We start from the raw sequence: 2,173 nt of genomic DNA, 5'->3' as shown, positions 1-2,173 counted from the left end.
CGCTTCCCCCGTGTCCCCCCGTCCGTGAGGCCTTAGGGCCGTTGCTTCACCTTGTCGGTGATCCCCCAGCTCTCCAGGTACGAGAGCTGGTCGTAGGTCTTCATCTTGTCGCCGTCACCCGAGGACCGGGCGTCGCGGAAGCCGAGGAACTCATAGGTCCCCGGCGCGAAGATGAAGTAGGCGCCGTAGCCCGACTGCCCCTCGGGCAGCGTGGGGTCGTCGTAGGTGATCGCGACGCCTGTGCGGCCCTTGGCGTCCTTCTGGCCCGGCACGGCCTTCACGCCGGGCACCATGCCGAGCGCCTCGTACGCGGCGGGGCGCAGCCCCTTCGGCATCACCGGGACCAGCTTGAGCAGCCCGGCGAGGCTGAAATGGACGTCCGACCACTCCTGGTCCGTGATCTGGTCCAGGGAGTCGTTGGCGTCGTTCGGGCCGCTCTTGTGGAGCAGCGAGAGGATCAGCTTCTCGGGGTCGGTCGGGAGCTTCTCCAGGGTGCCCCAGTCCTGCGGCGGCCACGAGGACTCGTTCTCCTTGAGCGGCTCCGACCACCAGCCCTTGCCGATCTCCATGACCCAGGAGCGCCTGGAGCCGTCCACGGAACGCCAGTTCTCGTCCACGTGCCGCTTGACCTGCCCCGTGCGCTTCTCGGTCTCCTTGATGATCTCCTTCGTGTAGATGTACTGGTCGTCGCGCGGCGCGACCGTCCTCTCGTGCTCGCGCTCGTACGCCGCCGCGCCGTTGAGCACGGCACGCGCGCTGACGTTGCGCATCGAGGGGGCGTGCGACCTGGCCCGTGCCGCCCCGTCGTCGCCGTCGCCCACCGCGACCACGACCGTGCCCGCCACGGCGGCCGCCACGGCTCCGGCGACGGCGACGCGCAGCAGGGGGCGGCGCCGCACGGGGCGTACGGACGCGGCCGGTTCGTTCATCGCGGCGAACAGCCGCACCCGCGCGCGGTGGCGCGTCTCCGCGTCGGGTGGCGGGGTCTGGGCGTGCAGGGCACGCAGTTCATCGAGCTCATTCATGGGCGTGTGCCTCTCGGAAAGCTGTCGGATCGGATCCGCCCAGTGCTTCGCGCAATGTGCTGCGAGCCCGGTGCAGCCGTGATCTGACGGTGCCGACCGGTACGCCGAGGGCGCGGGCCGCCTCCTCGTAGTTGAGGTCGGCCCAGGCCACCAGGAGCACCACGTCACGGTGGCGGGCGGAGAGCTTGGCCAGGGCCTCCGCCAGGTCGCCGCGCACCCCCTCGGCGCCCGCGCGGGCGACCGCGCGGTCGGCGACCGGCTCCTCGTGCGGCACCGGGGCGGGCACCCGGGCGAGCGCCTTGAAGCGCCGCGCCTCGGCCCTGCGGTGTCGTCCGATGAGGTTGGTCGCGATGCCGAACAGCCAGGGGCGGGCGTCGGCCCGCGCCAGGTCGTAGCGGTGGCGCTCCTTGAAGGCGGTGGTGAAGGTGTCCGCCATCAGATCCTCCGCCGCCTCGGGGCCGAGCCTGCCTGCCGCGTACCGGTACACGGAGTCGGCATGCCGGTCGAAGAGGACGGCGAACTGCTCGGGCTCATCCCGGGACCGCTCGATGGACCAGGCGTCACTCTGCTCGCGCTGCCCCAGGGACGGCGGGACGCCGGGTTCGACGGTCATCGGGGCTCCTTTCGTACGTCGGTACGCCTCGAAGGCTTGGGCTCAAACGGTTGGTTCACCGCTTCTTCGCCGCAGGCCCGGATCGAGTTCCATTCGCGCGCGGAGGTGCGTGCGGCGATGTGCGCGCGGAGGCGTACGCGACAAGCGCGGGGCCCGGCCGGAACGGTTCCGGACGGGCCCCACGAAGACGGGTGGATCAGACGGGACGGGTGGATCAGACGACGGCGCCGCGGCCCGGGTCGTCGTCCTCCTCCTCGTCGCCCGCGTTCATCCGCATGACCAGGGTGGCGAAGCCGCCGAGGAAGCCGCCGATGCCGAGCGTGGTCAGCCACCACGTCATCTGCCAGCCGAGGAGCACCGCGAGCAGGATGAGCAGCGGGCCGCCGAGCACCGCGAGCCAGGCGAACTTGGCCGTCACGTCCGCCTCGGGCAGCGGCGGCGGCTCCGGCGGCACGAAGTGGCCCTCGTCGCCCGCGTCGAAGTCGTCGTCGGAGGGCTCGGGGGGCGCGTAGTCCCGGGGGCCGCCGATGCCGGG

General features: G+C 72.0%; 2 protein-coding genes and 1 pseudogene. All 3 read right to left on the bottom strand.

Going from position 1 to position 2,173, the window contains the following annotated elements; genetic code table 11:
• Positions 1-32: 32 nt before the first annotated feature.
• Complete coding sequence (locus tag AB8Z36_RS36905; protein WP_369217753.1) at positions 33-1,025, bottom strand: CU044_5270 family protein; 993 nt, start codon at positions 1,023-1,025, stop codon at positions 33-35.
• Complete coding sequence (locus tag AB8Z36_RS36900; protein WP_369217752.1) at positions 1,018-1,638, bottom strand: RNA polymerase sigma factor; 621 nt, start codon at positions 1,636-1,638, stop codon at positions 1,018-1,020. The genes AB8Z36_RS36905 and AB8Z36_RS36900 overlap by 8 nt, the downstream gene beginning before the upstream one ends.
• 214 nt (positions 1,639-1,852) lie before the next feature.
• Positions 1,853-2,173 (bottom strand): annotated as a pseudogene (locus tag AB8Z36_RS36895) (hypothetical protein); the annotation flags it as partial.

The organism is Streptomyces flavofungini, from assembly GCF_041028215.1.
Taxonomy (GTDB): domain Bacteria; phylum Actinomycetota; class Actinomycetes; order Streptomycetales; family Streptomycetaceae; genus Streptomyces; species Streptomyces flavofungini_B.
The sequence above is the reverse complement of the archived record's forward strand: the minus strand, read 5'-3'. Positions and strand labels throughout refer to the sequence as shown.